Below are 16,108 nucleotides of genomic sequence, written 5' to 3' on the forward strand. Positions count from 1 at the left end.
TAAAATATTTCAACGACTATTATAAATCTGAAATTAAATTATATATAGATACTTAAAAAAGTATTAAAATCTGTAGATAGTAATTCTCTAAAATATGAAGTTGTATTTAACTTTAATAATTAAATATTGGAGTTTATTATAAAATATATTTAGCACTAAATTCGATATTGCTATTTATAATAATTGTACATAAAAGAACAGTATAAATCAACGCAAATAGAGTAAAAACAATCAAAAAGAACATAAAAACTAAAAGTAATTTGATTAATAGTATAAAAAAACAGAATAATAACAAAAACAATCAAAAAATACTTGCAAAGAAAACAATTACAGTATATAATTTAATCATAAAGTGATTGAACGAACTTAATAAACGTTCAAAACAATCAAAAATGGGTGGAGGTATAATTATGAGTAAAGTAAATGAAATAACAAGAGAATCATGGATTTTAAATACATTTCCAGAATGGGGAACTTGGTTAAATGAAGAGATAGAAAATGAAGTGGTTAAACCAGGAACATTTTCTATGTGGTGGCTTGGATGTACAGGTATATGGCTTAAAACTCAAGGAAATACAAACATATGTATAGATTTTTGGTGCGGAAGCGGAAAAAGAACAAAGAAGAATCCTTACATAAATCCAGAGCATCAAATGGCAAGAATGTGTGGAGGTAAGAAACTACAACCTAATTTAAGAGTTGCACCTTTTGTATTAGATCCATTTGCAATAAAGAATGTTGATGCAATAATATCAACACATGATCACAACGATCATATAGATATAAATGTTGCAGCAGCAGTTTTAAAAAATTGTTCAGCAGATGTTCCATTTATAGGACCACAAGCATGTGTTGATAAATGGATAGGATGGGGAGTACCAAAGGAAAGATGTATAGTTGTTAAACCAGGAGATGTAATAAAGATAAAAGATATTCAATTACATGCTTTAGAATCTTTTGATAGAACAGCTTTAATAACAGCCCCTCCAGAAGGAGATTTAAGAGGAAAAATGCCAGTAGATATGGATTATAAGGCTGTTAACTATTTAATAGAAACTCCAGGAGGAAATCTTTATCATAGTGGAGATTCACATTATTCAAATTATTATGCTAAGCATGGAAATGATTATAAAATAGATGTTGCTCTTGGATCATATGGAGAAAACCCAAGAGGTATTACAGATAAAATGACATCAGTAGATATTTTAAGAATGGCTGAAGCATTAAATACTCAAGTAGTAATACCATTCCATCATGATATATGGTCAAACTTCCAAGCTGATACAAATGAAATCTTAGCATTATACGACATGAAAAAATATAGATTACAATATAAATTTACACCATTTATATGGCAAGTAGGTGGAAAGTTTACATTCCCAGAAGATAAGGATAAGAGAGAATATCACTATCCAAGAGGATTTGATGATTGTTTCTCTGTAGATATAAACTTACCATATAACTCATTCCTATAAGATTTAAGAGTGGAGGAATTTATCATGTTAAAAGAATTAATAGAAAAAGGTAGATATTCTTTTCATGATGGCTTTGATAATTGGGAGGATGCAGTTAAGGCTGCATGTGCTCCCTTAGAAAAAGAAAAAGTTATCGAAAAAGAGTATGCGAATTTAATAATAAATAGTATTAAAAAACATGGACCATATATAGTAATTGCGCCAAAGATTGCTATACCACATGCACAAGAAGGACATGGAGTTAATGAAACAGCCATATGTTTTATGAAAACGAATACTCCTGTGAGTTTTGGTGAGGGTGAAGAGTATGATGCTCAATTGTTCTTTGTTTTAGCTTCAGTAGATAATGAAGTACATTTAAAGAATTTAACTAAAATGGTTGAGTTAATTTCAGATGAAGAAACTGTAGAAAAGCTTTTAGAAGCTCAATCAGTTGAGGATCTTAAAAAATTAGTATAAGAAATTTTGAAAAAACAAGTTTTAAAGTTTCTACAGTGCTTTAGGTAGGTTTTAAACTAAAGTACTGTAGAAATTATAGTAAATATTTAAGACTAATCTTATTTAGTTTTCAGTTAAGTTATAAATTAAAACAGTTTAAATAATATTGGAACAAGTTAAGAAAAGGGATATGGGAGGAGAAGTATTATGGATTTTATAATCTACATTTGGGAGTTTTTCCAAAATAACATTCTGACAAAACCTGCATTTTTCATTGGATTTATAGTTCTTATTGGTTATTTGTTACTTAAGAGACCTTTTTATGATGCTTTAGCAGGATTTATAAAGGCAACAGTCGGTTATTTAATTTTAAATGTTGCAGCAGGTGGACTTGTTAGTAACTTCCGTCCAATTCTTGCAGGCCTTAAAGATAGATTTAATTTACAGGCGGCAGTTATTGATCCTTATTTTGGACAAACGGCGGCTCAAGAGGCTATAGGGAATATAGGAAAATCTTTTTCTATGATGATGGTAGTTTTACTTATAGCATTCTTATTCAACTTAGTACTTGTATTGCTTAGAAAATTTACAAAGGTTCGTACAGTATTTATTACAGGACATGTAATGGTACAACAATCAGCTACAGCTTTATGGTTAGTATTTTTCTGTTTCCCAAACTTAAGCAATATGGGAGTAGTAGTAATGCTAGGGTTACTTCTTGGAACATACTGGGCAGTATTTTCTAATCTTACAGTTGAACCATGCCAAGACCTTACTGAAGGTGGTGGATTTGCCATAGGTCACCAACAAATGTTAGGAGTTTGGATAACTGATAAAATAGCTGGAAAAATAGGAAATAGTAAAAAGAGTATTGAGGATTTAGAACTTCCAGGATTCTTATCTATATTTAGTGATAACGTTGTAGCAACTGGTATATTAATGACTGTTTTCTTCGGAATAATTATGGGAATACTAGGACCAGATTTAATGCATACAATCGATAAGGGATTTGATCAAAATACAAATTTCTTATTTTACATACTAGAAAAATCACTTAACTTTGCAGTTTACTTAAGTATATTACAAATGGGTGTTAGAATGTTTGTTTCAGAACTTACTGAATCATTCCAAGGTATTTCAAATAAAATACTTCCAGGATCAGTACCAGCTGTAGACTGTGCAGCAACTTATGGATTTGGACATCCAAATGCAGTTACTATTGGATTCTTGTTTGGAGCAGTAGGTCAATTTATAGCAATAATAGGACTTGTAGTTTTCCAAAGTCCAGTACTTATAATAAGTGGATTCGTACCATTATTCTTTGATAATGCTACATTTGCAGTGTTTGCTAACAGAAAAGGTGGATTAAAGGCGGCCATGATAATTCCATTCGTCTCAGGAGTTATACAGGTTTTAGGTGGAGCATTTGCCGCTTACTATTTTGGATTAGCTCAATTTGGAGGATGGCATGGAAATTTTGACTGGGATACATTATGGCCAGTAGTTGGAGTTCTTATGGACAAGTTTGCTTATGTAGGGGTTGGAATAGCAGTAGTAGGAATGCTTTTAATACCTCAAATTCAATATTTTAAAAATAAAAAGGGTTACTTCAAGTTAGTTGAAGATTATGAAGGATATTTAGAAGACAAAGAAAAGGAAAGAGTACAAAATTAGATTTAAATCAATTGATAGTTAGTACTTAACAGAGTGGTACTAACTATCAAAATAAAATAGATAAAAATAATTGGTGTTAATTAGGAGGAGATATTTATGTTAAAAGTAATAGCAGCATGTGGAAATGGAATGGGATCAAGTCAAATTATAAAAATGAAAATAGAGAAGATATTTAAAAAGTTAAATATTCCTGTATCAATTCATCATACAAGTATAGGAGCAGCAAAAACAGAAGCTTCAAGTTATGATGTAGTATTCTGTTCAGATGCATTAAAAGGAAATTTTGATAAAGCAAAGGCTTCAGGAACTATTGTTATAGGACTTAAAAATCTTTTATCAGAAAAAGAAATTGAAGAAAAGATTGTAGAAAATATAGTAAACAAATAAATATAAAAGTTATGATATAGTACTTATTTCTTAGAGTGTTAAGAGATAGGTACTATGTTATAAATAAGACTTTATTTTAATTATTTATAATTTAGGAGGAATATAAGATGAAAATAGAAAAGAAGTTTTTAACTGATTTACATAGATGTTATGCAACAAGTAGTACTGTTATTGATGGAGATAGAAAAATACTTATAGCAACTGAAGGAGAAGGTCCTTGCTTCATGTATGAGGGAGATGATTTTAAACAATCAACTGTTTGGGATGGTCCAGGAGGAACAATGTCTATAATTCCTATCCCAGGAAAGAATGGAGATTTTCTAGCAGTTCAAAGATTTTTCCCTACATTTCAATCAGAAGATGCTGAGATAGTATGGGGAAGATATGAAAATGGAAAATGGGAAATAAAAACATTATTTAAGCTACCATATTTACATCGTTTCGATATTTTAGAAGCTAATGGAAAGTTATATTTTTTAGGAGCAGTCTTATGTAATAGTAAGCAATTTAAAGATGATTGGAGTGATCCAGGTAAGATATATATAGGAGAAATTCCAGAAGATTTAAATAAACCTATTGAGCTTAAGGTTATAAAAGAAGGATTAACTAAAAATCATGGATATTGTAGAGCATATCATAATGGAAAAATGGTTGGTTTAGTAACATCTCAAGAAGGAGTATTTAGAGTAACACCACCTCAAAGTGATGATGAGGAATGGACTATTGAAAAAATAATGGATAGACCTACAAGTGATGTAGCTGTTGTAGATATAGATGAAGATGGTGAAGATGAATTAGTTACTATTGAAGAATTCCATGGTAAACATTTTAGAATAAATAAAAAGTATGGAGATGAATATAAAATTATTTATGAGTATCCAAAAGAAATGGATTTTGGACATGTTGTTTGGGGTGGCAAGCTAAGAGGCGTTCCAACTATAATAGGTGGTTATAGAAGATGCGATAAAGATTTATTTTATATTCAATGCACTAATAAAGAAAAATTAGAGTTTGAAACTGTAGTTATTGAGTCTGGGGTTGGACCAAGTAATGTTGCAGTTTTAAATGAAGATGATAGAGATATAATAATATCTGCAAATAGAGAATTAGGACAAGCTGCCTTATATATTGTTACTGATTAATAAAAGATAATAAGTTTATTTTAGTTTGTTAATTAATAAGAGAGCTGTATTTTAAAGTTTATTAAGTTAATTAATACGAAATACTGAAAAGTAAATTTTGCTATAAGTGTTATTAAGAGTCTAAGGAGGATCTTTTATATGTTAGAGAACTTAAAAAAAGAAGTTTACGAAGCTAATATGCTTCTTCCAAAATATAATTTAGTAACTTTTACATGGGGGAATGTTTCTGCCATAGATAGAGAAAAAGGACTTGTTGTAATTAAACCATCAGGAGTTGAGTATGACACAATGAAACCAGAAGATATGGTTGTGGTTGATTTAGAAGGAAATATTGTTGAAGGAAAATATAAACCTTCATCAGATACAGATACTCATTTAAAACTTTACAAGGAATTTAAGAATATAGGAGGAATAGTTCATACACATTCTAGATGGGCAACAATATTTGCACAAGCAGGAAGAGGAATAAAACCATATGGAACAACTCAGGCAGATTATTTTGCTGATGAAATCCCTTGTACAAGAGACATGACTAGAGAAGAGATTGAAGGAAATTATGAATATAATACAGGGGTTGTAATTGTTGAAAGATTCAAAGACATGAATCCAGAGAATATTCCAGCAGTACTTGTTAAAAATCATGGTCCATTTACTTGGGGAAAGGATGCTAAAGATGCTGTTCATAATGCTGTTGTTCTAGAAGAAGTAGCAATGATGGCATATAACACAGAAATATTAGCAAATAAAAATGTAGATAGTATGTCTGATGACTTATTAAATAAACACTTTTCAAGAAAGCATGGTCCAAATGCTTACTATGGACAAACAGGAGCTTAAGAAAAGGAGCTGATTAAAATGAAGGAATATTTTATTGGATTATATGAGAAAGCTATGCCTAATACACTTACTTGGAGGGAAAAGCTTCAATGTGCAAAAGAGAATAACTTTGATTTTTTAGAGGTTAGCATAGATGAAACTGATGAAAAATTAAAAAGACTTGATATGACAAAAGAAGAAAGACAGGTTTTAGTAGACCTTATGTATGAAGTTGGGCTTCCAATAAGAACTATGTGTCTTAGTGGACATAGAAAATATCCTATAGGAAGTGCGGATGAAACAACTAGAAATCGTGGTATGAGAATAATGGAGAAGGCCATAGAGCTAGCTGATGATTTAGGAATTAGGATAATTCAATTAGCAGGGTATGATGTTTACTATGAAGAGGGTAGTGAAGAAACAAGAAAATTATTCTATGAAAATCTAAAAAAAGCTGTTGAAATGGCGGCTAGATCAGGAATAATTTTAGCTTTTGAAACTATGGAAACTGAGTTTATGAACACAGTTGAAAAAGCGATGAATTATGTTAAAAAGATTGATTCACCATACTTAGGGGTTTATCCTGATTGTGGAAATATAACTAATGCCGCTACTAAATATAATAAAAATGTTATTGAAGATTTAAGAAGTGGTAAAGGTCACATAATGGCCGTTCATCTTAAGGAAACAAAACCAGGTAAGTTTAGAGAGATTCCATTTGGAACTGGACATGTTGATTTTGAAAGTATAATAAAAGAATCATATAACATGGGAGTAAGAAGATTTGTTACTGAGTTTTGGTACACAGGTACTGGTGACTATAGAGTTGAGATAAAGAATTCAAGAGAGTTTATAGAAGAAAAATTTAATAGAGCTTTAGAAAAATAAAATTAAAAAGGGCGTGTATCAAAATAACTTTTTATAAAACTTACAAACCTAGATGAGCTTTAGAATTTAAATTATTACGTAGAAGATATTACGTTAAAAAACTGAGACTGTTATCTTAGGAATACAATCTCACAAAGTTCGATTGCATAAGTTCAAGAATCCAAATTAAAAATTTGATCTTTCACTTAAGTTTCGAAGTTTTAGTAATATTTTCGGAGTAATAATTATAAATTCTTAGCGAAATCTAATAATTCTCGGAATATGTTTGTAAGTTTTGTTGTTATATTTTTATACAGCACCTTTTTACTATATTCTTAATTCTGCTATAGTAGCTCTAATCTTATCCTTATTAAGAGCTGAAAGATAAGACTCTCTCTTGGTTAATGCTTTATCGAAAGACTCTAAAGCTCCTTTAGTATCTCCTTCATCTCTTAGGATTAAGCCATAATAATAATATGGTTCTGGTATTCCAGGATCTTGTTCTAAAAGTTTATTATATACTTCCTTAGCTTTTTCTATATTTCCAGTGAAATAATAAGATTGAGCTAAGTTATCCATTATAACCTTATTATCTTGATCATATTCATAAGCTAAAAGGTTATATTCTAAAGCTTCTTCATATCTTTTATCTAATATTAAGAAATAACCTAAAGTCTCATAAACAGTTGTGTGTTCATATTGTGTGTGAAGATTTTTTAAGTTTTCAATAGCTTTTTTTAAATCACCATTCTTCCAAGTTATAAGAGAATCTGTCATTGTATAAGAAGCTCTTAATCTTTCGGGTAATTTATTATAATCAACAGCATTTAGAAGCTTAGTGGCTTCTTCTAAATTACCTAAGTAAAGAGTAAGATATGCATATTGAAGTCTTATGCTATCACTAGCATTTTTATATGTACAAGCTTTTTTATAAAGTTCTAGAGATTTTTCTCTTTCACCATTTCTAAAGGCAACATTACCTTTGTAAGCTAAAATATAAGGCTTTTTCTTATTATATTTGTATAAAGCATAGATTACTACAACAAGTAATGCAAAAATATATTGTTTCATCATTACTAATACAAATGCTAATATTAAAGCAATTATAAAGTCATAAGCTGTATTCATTTTTTACGCCTCCAGTAAATATAAAATATTGCAATTATATTATAAGAATAATTTTAATGGAATTTTATTCTTAATACAACTTTACTTAATTATATTTACAAAAAAATTATTTTAATTTAACAGTAAAATAAAAGAGAGTTGTACCAAATCAAAGATTAATAAAACTTATAGAAAATATAAAGAGAATATATTTATAAGTTTTAAATATAAGTTTTGATACAACTCTTTTCTTTAAAAAGTATAAAACTCTATTAAGAGCAATTTTAACGCTTTACTTACTACATTTATTTTCGTATTTTATAGAACATTATTTATTAAAATTATCCTAAATATGCACCAATATGATTAATCATAGGTGGATTTTTATATTTAGTAAATGAAATCTTAATTTTATCGGTTTTGATATTATTAAGTTTAGCTATGTGTCTATATCCTATAGAAGAGCCATTATAAAGTTCAAACCAGCCATTATTATAAGCATAAACTTTAAATTCTTCTACGTTTTGACCTTCAGCAATCCACTCTCTAATTTCTAAAATATTAAATTCAGTGATAGTTTTGAAATCTATTTCTATATAAGGATTAATAGCATTTTCATTAGCTATCCAATAAGATTTCTTATAGTCATCAATTAAATTATAGCTATCGCTAGAAGATGAATTTGTAGCTAATATAGAAGAACCCTTAATAAGGTTATTAGAAAAAGTTTCTTTTATATATTTAGAAAAATCAGAAAGTACACTTAATTCATTATCATTTAATAATCCATCTGTATTAGGAGATAAAACTAATACTAAATTTGAGTTTCTTCCTAATGAATTATTGTACACATGTTTTAGGTTTGATAATGAATCTTTATTATGGTTTAAACAGTCAGATAGAGAGTAAATACTTTCACCAACCATCCAAGTGTCTCCATAAATATTTCCTTTTTTAATCTCTTCGTTGTTAAAATCTTCTTTTAAAAGATCTAAATTTACAGAAGAGTAGAAATAGTTTTTAGATGACTCTATATTAGAATAATATGTCCAACGAACATCTGGTCCAATAGGGCTAGATATCATACATTTAGGATTTATTTCTTTAATGATCTTAAAGTATCTTTCAAAATCAAGTGATTCATAATATTCATCTAAAGATGTCATATCCATAATAACTTCACTTACATGTGAATAATTAGTCATAAGTTCTTTTAATTGAGCTACATAGTAATTATCATATTCTTCAGGAGTTAAGTTTAAAGTGAGATAATCTTTTAAAGTAAGATGAATACCAAATTTAAGTCCAAACTTTTTACAAGATTTACTAACTTTTTTTACTAAATCATCATAATTATTTTCCAAAGAAAAAGTATTTATATTAACTTTTGAACAATTGCTTTGCCATAAACAAATACCATTATTAAGCTTAGCAGTTAAAATAACTTTCTTAAATCCAAATTTAAATAAGTTTTCTATCCATCTATCTGTGTTAAATGAAGTTTCTTTTTTTAATAAAGAAGGAGCTTCATCATTATTTTCAGAATTAGCTGTAAATGTATTCATTTGAAGGTCTAAAAAAGCTATTAGTTCATCTTCTTGGTATTTTCTTTGTTCTTTAGTTGGAGTTAGGTTTACTAGAGTTGTATTCATTATCTCTCCTCCTTAAAAATAAAGCGTTTATTAAATTATAATACTAAAATTAAACATAAACAACCATATTAGTAAAAATATTGAAATTAATTTAATTTAAAAAATTAAAGAATAAAATTTATTTTTAGTAGAGTTTTAATTTAGGATTAATTTTAAGAGAAGATAAAAAAGTAGAGATGGAATAAAATCCATCTCTATATTTAAAATTAATGACAGCTTGAGCAAGAAGAGCATCCGCCTTCGCTTTCTTTAACTGGTTTTAATGATAATCCTCTGCCACCATTTTCTTCTGAAGAAAGAAGAACGAATCCTTCAAAATCTTTAACAAGTTCCTTGTCAACGAAGAATGTTATATCCTCGATTTTTACAACTTCATCATTATCTGATTGTTCATCCAGAACAATATTAAATACTGGGCCGCCTCAGCCAACTCCTGCTAGATTTATTCTTATGTCAAACTTTTCTATGCCGTTTTCTTGTAGAAAAGATTTGAACTCAGTATAAGCTTCATTGCTCATTTTAACAACTGACATATCTATTTCCTCCTAAAATTAAATTAAAAGCAAGATTTGCTTTATATAATGTATTATTAATATATTTTAAAATAATATCACACTAAATTGAAATATTATAATTAGTGACAACCACCACAGCTACCACAGCTGCCACTACAACTGCCACCTTCATAATCGCTCATTAGAGGATCAAGTGTTAATCCTTCACCGAAATTTTCCTCATCAGAAAGTATTGAGAAACCTAAGAAAGTATCAATTAATGGAGAAGCAATAACAAAGGTTAGGTCTTTTATTATCTCTATTTCATCTCCTTCATTTTTTTCTCCAGCAGTTACATAAAACATAGGGCCCATAGGTCCGTTCCCACCAAAATTTATTCTAATAACATCACTATCTATATCATTAGCTTTTAGGAACGCTTTAAATTCAATATAAGCATCATCGCTCATTGCTACCTTTTTCATTTGATCACCTACTTAAATTTAATTAATTAATAATTAATATTAATTGATTAAATTATATAATTTTACATAAAATAAATCAAGACTATTTTAGTAGGAATTTGATTAATAGAAATTTATCTTAGATAAATATAAGAAAAGTAGAGGAGAATTATTATGTTTTTGTAATAATATGAAAATTTTTATAAAAAACAGGTTGAGAAGTTTTCTTTATCAAATTAAAATAAAATAGTTAAATAAAATATGAAAATACATTAAATATATAGTAAATATAAATAAGTAAGGGTTATTTTGATAAAAATAAATTATCCTTAGGCAGTTTAGGAAGGAAAAAATTATGGTACCATATACGCTAAGTTATTGTGAAGATAAAATAAAAGAATATAAAAAGAAAATAAAAGAAAATAAAAAAGGTAATTTTATTGTTAAATATAGTAATAATAATGAATTTGATGGATATTTATATGAGCATAAGGAAGAGATAAATGAAAGTCCAATAGAACTTTTTGAAGGTGAAAAGCTTTGGATGAGAATTTCGCCACATGAGATTCAAGGTGCTTTTGAAAGCATAAAAAGAGCAAGTGGTAAAGTTGGTGTTCTTGGGTTAGGTTTAGGATATTTTGTCCAGGAAATAGTTAAAAAAGATGATGTAAAAGAAATAATTGTTTATGAAATGAGTCAGGAGATAATCAATTTATATTTAGAGAGTTTTGGGGAAAATCCTAAGATTAAAATCATAAAAGGTGATGGATTTGAAGCAAAAGGAGAACAATTTGATTTCTTCTATGTTGATATATATGAATATAAGTTAACTACAAAGGTGGTTGAGGATTATGTTAGCTTAACAAAGCTTCATGATATAGAGGAATATAGTTTCTTTGGAGTTGAATCATTTATATTAAGCTGTCCAACAAGTGAAATAATATGGGTTTATGTATTAGAAGAATGGATGGATATGTCGAAAGATTTATTTACAAGATTTAATCATAGTAAATATATAGAATATTTTTCACCTATAGAGGAAAATGAAGTTTTAAAAGTACTTAAAGAATTTGGAAAGGTTTTATAAAAAGTTATTATTAATAATAAAGGCTATGTTTTAATCTAGTTTTAAAGGACTATCTTAAAATTAACATTCACCTAAAAAAGAGCCATAATTAATATAAATTTTTATAGGTTTAATTTATTTAGATTATGGATTAAGTTAAAATCTATAATTAATTAAACTAGTAAAAGATAGTGAGAAAATTAAATAGTTTATTTAGTGAGGTTATAATTATGTTTTATTAAGAATCTTAAAAGAAGTTCTTAGATGTTATTTAAGAAGTTAAGTGTTCATAGATCTTTACTTTAAAAAACATATTATAACCTTTTTGTCTTTAAATTTTAACTTTATAAATTAAAATAGAACATATAATTTAATATGACTTATATATTTTAGATTAAGTTTTTGTTTTTATTGAATTAATAGAAAGAAAAATATTTAATTTTGAATAATATAAATTTAATTATTTAAGATATAGGTTCTTGAAAATAGTAAATATACATAAATAATTCATAAGATTTTAGTAGAGTTAAAAAAAATCTATTATATGTCAAAAAAATCTATAATTTATCTTTTGAAAACCTATACAAAAGATGATATAATTAGTGCATAATAGAAATATAAAATATTTAAGAAGAGGTGAGTTTAATATGGCACATAAAAAAGTCGCAAAAATAATAGCAACTGCTATAGTAGTAAATAACCTCTCTAGTAGCGTAGTTTTAGGTAAAGAAGTTAATTTAACAGAAAAAAATAAAGATAATGCAGTAATAAATCAAAGTATAAATGATAATAAAAAATATAGTGATATTTTTAGAATAGAAAAAAGCGTTGGAGATACAGAAAGCTTCTTAAAAATAATAAATGATGGGGACTTAGAAGAAATAAAACTGTCAAAAGATATTGATCTAAGCAATTTGACTTCAGGTGGAATAGATATAAGGACTTCAAATATTGTAATAGATGGACAAGGGCACAGTTTCTATGTTCCTAAATCAGCTAAAAATCTTAATAGAGATTTTTTTACACTACAGGGAGATAGAATAGTATTAAAAAATCTAAATATAGTATGTAAGGATGAAAATGAAGGAGATACTAGTAAGAATAATCTTATTACTATTTCAGGAGATAATATAACTTTAGAAAACGTTTTGATAAAATCTAACTTTAATAGAGCAGTTAATATTTTAGATGGAAAAGATATTAATGTAAATAATTGTAGAATAGAAAATAATCAAGAGAATGGAAATGGATTAAAAGTTGAAAATGGACAAGTAAATTTAAATAGTTTTAACTTGAAAAATAAAAGTGGAATTGGTCTCGATATTTTAGGAAAAGATGCAGATATAAATTTAATAGGAGATATTAAAATAGATTCTCCAATTGAAATAAGAGGTCAATTTAGAGATGGTGGAAAAATAAATTGCGATAATAATCAATTAGTTCATGAAAAAAGAGTATTTGGATATACTTATTATGATGTTGCAAGAGAAACAGAACTAGTTAGAAATAAAGAAGAGTTTTTAGAGGCAATAGATAATAATATAGTTAAGAATATAAAATTAATAGATAATATTGATTTAAGAGGACATGAATCAGAATATTATAAGGTCTTTGAAAAAGAATTAAAAATTGATAAAAATAATTATCACATAATAATGTAAAAGATAAAGGTATCTAAACGGAGTTAAATCTCAGCGTTTAGATACCTTTTTATAATATAATATATAACTTGATGTTAAAAAGTGTTAATTATTAAGATTAACTAGTAATTTTCAATCAATCAAAAAATTTGCAACGTTAATATTATATTACTTAACAACTATATTTACAAGTCTACCTTTTATAACTATTACTTTAACAACTGTTTTTCCTTCAGTTGCAGCTATGATTTTCTCATCAGCTAAAGCGGCAGCTTTAATTCCTTCTTCATCTAAATCAGAAGAAACCATTATTTTGTTTTTGATTTTTCCGTTAACTTGGATAGCTATTTCAACCTCATCTTTAACTAAAGCTTTAGGATCAAATTTTGGCCATGCTTCATTGAAGATTGAATATGAATTTCCAAGTAAGCTCCATTGTTCTTCACTAAAATGAGGTGCAAATGGTGCTAATAATCTTAAATAATCAGAAACAACTTCTTTTAAGAAATCAAGATTCATTTCTTTTTCTTGAGTGTATTTAGATAAAGCATTTATGAATTCCATCATTCTAGCTATAGCAGTGTTAAACTGAAGTTTATCTGTATCATCTGTAACAGATTTTATAGTGTTATGTCTCCAGAAGTTAAGCTCTTTTTCAGCTTTATCTATTGTAGTTTTATTATTTTCACCTTTAGCTATAGCTTCTCTAGCAGTATCTATTATTCTTTCAATTCTTTCAACAAATCTGTTTACAGACTTGATTCCGTCATCACTCCAAGCTCCACCTTCAGTATAAGCAAAGCCAAACATTAGATACATTCTAAATACATCAGCACCATATTCTTGGATATAATCATCAGGAGAGATTGTGTTTCCTTTTGATTTACTCATTTTTAATCCATCTGGTCCTAGGATTAATCCTTGGTGAGTTAATGAAATAAATGGTTCATCAAAGTTTAGGTATCCCATATCTCTTAATGCTTTAGTTATAAATCTTGCATAAAGAAGGTGCATACAAGCATGCTCAGGTCCACCAACATATTTATCAACAGGTAGAATCTTGTTGATTAGCTCAGGGTTAAATGGAGCCTCTGTATTTTTATTATCAGGGTATCTTAAATAGTACCATGATGAACATACGAAAGTATCTAAAGTATCAGTTTCTCTCTTAGCTGGTTTTCCACAGTGAGGACAAGTTGTGTTAACAAATGACTCACTCTTAGCTAGTGGAGATTTTCCGTCTGGAGCGAATTCAACATCATATGGTAATTCAACTGGTAATTGACTTTCAGGTACAGGAACTATGCCACACTCTTCACAGTAAACTACAGGAATTGGAGCTCCCCAGTATCTTTGTCTTGAAACTAACCAGTCTCTTAATCTGAAGTTAACTTTCTTTTCTCCAAGACCCATTGAAGCTAGTTTTTCAACTATTTTTTCTTTAGCCTCAGCTGTAGTTAATCCATCGAATTCTCCTGAATTAACTAATACACCATGTTCACAGAATGGAAGTTCAGTTTCGCTACCATCTTTAGCTTCTATAACTCTGTTTATTGGAAGATTGAACTTCTCAGCGAAAGCAAAGTCTCTTTCATCATGAGCAGGAACAGCCATAACAGCACCAGTTCCATAAGTTGCTAAAACGTAATCTCCAACCCATATAGGAACTTCCTTACCTGTTAGTGGGTGAATAGCATATGCACCAGTGAATACACCAGTTTTTTCTCTTGAAATAGATTGTCTTTCTATATCAGATTGTTTTTTAGTTTCTTCTTTGTAGTTTTCAACAGCTTCTCTTTGTTCATCTGAAACTATTTGGTCTACTAATGGGTTTTCAGGAGCTAAAACAACATAGCTAACTCCACATAAAGTATCAACTCTTGTTGTGAATACATCGAAGTTTAAATCGCTATCTTTAACTTTAAAGTTAACTTGAGAGCCTGTAGATCTTCCAATCCAGTGCTTTTGCATAGCAACTGTTTTTTCAGGCCAATCTAAACCATCTAATTTATCTAATAATTCATCAGCATAATCAGTTATTTTGAAGAACCATTGAGTAAGGTCTTTCTTAGTAACCTCTGTTCCACATCTTTCACATGCACCATCAACAACTTGCTCGTTAGCAAGAACTGTTTGACATGATGGACACCAGTTTACAGGAGCTTTTTTTCTATAAGCTAATCCTTTTTCATATAATTTTAGGAATAGCCATTGAGTCCATTTATAGTATTCTGGTGAACAAGTTACAACTTCATTTTCCCAGTTAAACATAGCTCCCATAGCTTTTAATTGTTCTTCCATTTTAGCTATATTTTTTATTGTAGAGTCTTGAGGATGTATTCCTGTCTTTATAGCAAAGTTTTCAGCTGGTAAACCGAAAGCATCAAATCCCATTGGTTGGAATACATTGTATCCTTGCATTCTCTTAAATCTAGCCCATGAATCAACTGGTCCGTAGTTAAACCAGTGACCTGCATGTAATTGGCTACCTGAAGGATATGAGAACATTTCTAAAACGTAAAGTTTCTCTCCTTCTTTATTTGGATCAAATTTATAAAGGCCTGATTCAGCCCATTTGTCTTGCCATTTCTTATCTATGGCAGTACTGTAGTTACCCATTAACTAATCCTCCTCTAAGTTTATATAATTAATATTATTTGCTAGAATCAAATAAAAACAAATAAAAAAACCTTCCATCTCTTAATATTTAAGAGACGAAAGGATATTCGCGGTACCACTCTTATTAGGAAAATTTCTTTTCCTCACTCGATTTTATAACGGGTGTTTCCCGTATGTGCTTATTTTCACACATATGCTCATAGGCAAGTTCATATTTTCATACCATTGTGTCACAGCAAACCACAACTCTCTTTAGGCTATGAAGTA

The 16,108-nt window shown here is 28.6% G+C and carries 14 protein-coding genes and 1 other annotated feature (1 of these 15 cut by a window edge); of the genes, 9 read left to right on the plus strand and 5 right to left on the minus strand.

What is annotated here, in order from left to right; translation table 11 throughout:
* Positions 1–410: 410 nt before the first annotated feature.
* The 7 genes from ulaG (at position 411) to AC2JAQ_RS03160 (ending at position 6,820) form a co-directional block, all read left to right on the plus strand.
* Entirely contained in the window at positions 411–1,475 is a 1,065-nt protein-coding gene (ulaG, locus tag AC2JAQ_RS03130; protein WP_488457862.1) for an L-ascorbate 6-phosphate lactonase, read from the plus strand.
* Positions 1,476–1,499: 24 nt separating this feature from the next.
* A complete protein-coding gene (locus AC2JAQ_RS03135) occupies positions 1,500–1,934 on the plus strand; it encodes a PTS sugar transporter subunit IIA (RefSeq protein ID WP_488457863.1) in 435 nt (144 codons plus the stop codon).
* Between the two features lie 186 nt (positions 1,935–2,120).
* Positions 2,121–3,587 carry a PTS ascorbate transporter subunit IIC gene (gene ulaA, locus AC2JAQ_RS03140; protein ID WP_003456976.1) on the plus strand — a complete coding sequence of 489 codons (1,467 nt, stop codon included), beginning with the start codon at positions 2,121–2,123 and terminating at the stop codon, positions 3,585–3,587.
* Positions 3,588–3,683: 96 nt separating this feature from the next.
* Positions 3,684–3,974 carry a PTS sugar transporter subunit IIB gene (locus AC2JAQ_RS03145; protein ID WP_003457096.1) on the plus strand — a complete coding sequence of 97 codons (291 nt, stop codon included), beginning with the start codon at positions 3,684–3,686 and terminating at the stop codon, positions 3,972–3,974.
* Positions 3,975–4,081: 107 nt separating this feature from the next.
* Positions 4,082–5,116, plus strand: coding sequence for a hypothetical protein (locus AC2JAQ_RS03150; protein ID WP_488457864.1), 1,035 nt, complete (start codon positions 4,082–4,084; stop codon positions 5,114–5,116).
* Between the two features lie 138 nt (positions 5,117–5,254).
* Positions 5,255–5,953: an L-ribulose-5-phosphate 4-epimerase gene (gene araD, locus AC2JAQ_RS03155; protein WP_003456978.1), complete on the plus strand. Its 699-nt coding sequence runs from the start codon at positions 5,255–5,257 to the stop codon at positions 5,951–5,953.
* An 18-nt stretch (positions 5,954–5,971) separates the two neighbouring features.
* Positions 5,972–6,820, plus strand: coding sequence for an L-ribulose-5-phosphate 3-epimerase (locus tag AC2JAQ_RS03160; protein WP_488457865.1), 849 nt, complete (start codon positions 5,972–5,974; stop codon positions 6,818–6,820).
* Between the two features lie 306 nt (positions 6,821–7,126).
* On the opposite strand, the gene AC2JAQ_RS03165 is transcribed toward AC2JAQ_RS03160, so the two are convergent.
* The 4 genes from AC2JAQ_RS03165 to AC2JAQ_RS03180 all read right to left on the minus strand — a co-directional run bounded on the left by AC2JAQ_RS03165 (position 7,127) and on the right by AC2JAQ_RS03180 (position 10,537).
* Positions 7,127–7,927: a tetratricopeptide repeat protein gene (locus AC2JAQ_RS03165; RefSeq protein ID WP_488457866.1), complete on the minus strand. Its 801-nt coding sequence runs from the start codon at positions 7,925–7,927 to the stop codon at positions 7,127–7,129.
* A 320-nt stretch (positions 7,928–8,247) separates the two neighbouring features.
* Positions 8,248–9,558, minus strand: coding sequence for an alpha-L-fucosidase (locus AC2JAQ_RS03170; RefSeq protein ID WP_488457867.1), 1,311 nt, complete (start codon positions 9,556–9,558; stop codon positions 8,248–8,250).
* 206 nt (positions 9,559–9,764) lie between these two features.
* Positions 9,765–10,091 (minus strand): HesB-like protein, encoded by a 327-nt coding sequence (locus AC2JAQ_RS03175; protein WP_488457868.1) that lies wholly within the window; start codon positions 10,089–10,091, stop codon positions 9,765–9,767.
* 101 nt (positions 10,092–10,192) lie between these two features.
* A complete protein-coding gene (locus tag AC2JAQ_RS03180; RefSeq protein ID WP_488457869.1) occupies positions 10,193–10,537 on the minus strand; it encodes a HesB-like protein in 345 nt (114 codons plus the stop codon).
* A 334-nt stretch (positions 10,538–10,871) separates the two neighbouring features.
* Between AC2JAQ_RS03180 and AC2JAQ_RS03185 the strand changes: the two genes are divergently transcribed.
* On the plus strand, positions 10,872–11,603 hold the full coding sequence (locus tag AC2JAQ_RS03185; protein ID WP_488457870.1) for a hypothetical protein: 732 nt from the start codon (positions 10,872–10,874) through the stop codon (positions 11,601–11,603).
* A gap of 626 nt (positions 11,604–12,229) precedes the next feature.
* Positions 12,230–13,243 (plus strand): pectate lyase-like adhesive domain-containing protein, encoded by a 1,014-nt coding sequence (locus AC2JAQ_RS03190; protein ID WP_488457871.1) that lies wholly within the window; start codon positions 12,230–12,232, stop codon positions 13,241–13,243.
* Positions 13,244–13,390: 147 nt separating this feature from the next.
* Here the strand turns inward: AC2JAQ_RS03190 and leuS are convergent, their stop codons facing one another.
* Entirely contained in the window at positions 13,391–15,841 is a 2,451-nt protein-coding gene (gene leuS, locus AC2JAQ_RS03195) for a leucine--tRNA ligase (protein ID WP_488457872.1), read from the minus strand.
* An 88-nt stretch (positions 15,842–15,929) separates the two neighbouring features.
* Positions 15,930–16,108 (minus strand) — a binding site (T-box leader) (it continues 29 nt past the right edge of the window).

The sequence above is a fragment of the Clostridium sp. LIBA-8553 genome, assembly GCF_057782465.1.

What these genes read in the sequence shown, in the direction of transcription:
- AC2JAQ_RS03185 (WP_488457870.1), top strand. Translation starts at nt 10,872, where the DNA reads ATGGTACCATATACGCTAAGTTATTGTGAAGATAAAATAAAAGAATAT.
- ulaA (WP_003456976.1), top strand. Translation starts at nt 2,121, where the DNA reads ATGGATTTTATAATCTACATTTGGGAGTTTTTCCAAAATAACATTCTG.
- AC2JAQ_RS03135 (WP_488457863.1), top strand. Translation starts at nt 1,500, where the DNA reads ATGTTAAAAGAATTAATAGAAAAAGGTAGATATTCTTTTCATGATGGC.
- AC2JAQ_RS03150 (WP_488457864.1), top strand. Translation starts at nt 4,082, where the DNA reads ATGAAAATAGAAAAGAAGTTTTTAACTGATTTACATAGATGTTATGCA.
- ulaG (WP_488457862.1), top strand. Translation starts at nt 411, where the DNA reads ATGAGTAAAGTAAATGAAATAACAAGAGAATCATGGATTTTAAATACA.
- AC2JAQ_RS03180 (WP_488457869.1), bottom strand. Translation starts at nt 10,537, where the DNA reads ATGAAAAAGGTAGCAATGAGCGATGATGCTTATATTGAATTTAAAGCG.
- AC2JAQ_RS03190 (WP_488457871.1), top strand. Translation starts at nt 12,230, where the DNA reads ATGGCACATAAAAAAGTCGCAAAAATAATAGCAACTGCTATAGTAGTA.
- AC2JAQ_RS03170 (WP_488457867.1), bottom strand. Translation starts at nt 9,558, where the DNA reads ATGAATACAACTCTAGTAAACCTAACTCCAACTAAAGAACAAAGAAAA.
- AC2JAQ_RS03165 (WP_488457866.1), bottom strand. Translation starts at nt 7,927, where the DNA reads ATGAATACAGCTTATGACTTTATAATTGCTTTAATATTAGCATTTGTA.
- leuS (WP_488457872.1), bottom strand. Translation starts at nt 15,841, where the DNA reads ATGGGTAACTACAGTACTGCCATAGATAAGAAATGGCAAGACAAATGG.
- AC2JAQ_RS03145 (WP_003457096.1), top strand. Translation starts at nt 3,684, where the DNA reads ATGTTAAAAGTAATAGCAGCATGTGGAAATGGAATGGGATCAAGTCAA.
- AC2JAQ_RS03160 (WP_488457865.1), top strand. Translation starts at nt 5,972, where the DNA reads ATGAAGGAATATTTTATTGGATTATATGAGAAAGCTATGCCTAATACA.
- araD (WP_003456978.1), top strand. Translation starts at nt 5,255, where the DNA reads ATGTTAGAGAACTTAAAAAAAGAAGTTTACGAAGCTAATATGCTTCTT.